The sequence below is a fragment of the Labrys sp. LIt4 genome (assembly GCF_017813775.1).
Taxonomy (GTDB): domain Bacteria; phylum Pseudomonadota; class Alphaproteobacteria; order Rhizobiales; family Labraceae; genus Labrys; species Labrys okinawensis_A.
Map to the genome: position 1 here is coordinate 1 of NZ_JAGIPY010000106.1, position 253 is coordinate 253.

Genomic DNA, 253 nt, shown 5'->3' on the forward strand with positions numbered 1-253 from the left:
TCTCCATTCAATGGAAAATCACCCTGCTGGCGGGCCTCTGCCTGCTGGGGATCGTGACCCTGCTGGTGGGTCTGTCGCTGTATCGCATGGCGCAGAGCTCGCAGCAGGTCAAGGCGTCCAGCATGCAGATGCTCGACGAAGCTGCCCAGTCGCGCATCGAGGCCCAAGGCGAAGTGCAAGCGCTGGGCATTCGCCAGCAGTTCATGGATGCTTACCAGTACGGCCATGGCTTTTCCCGCCAGGTGTTGTTTTT

General features: G+C 60.1%; 1 pseudogene. It reads left to right on the forward strand.

Features of this window, described 5'->3' with window-relative positions:
- Positions 1-253 (forward strand): annotated as a pseudogene (locus J8I29_RS29820) (hypothetical protein); the annotation flags it as partial.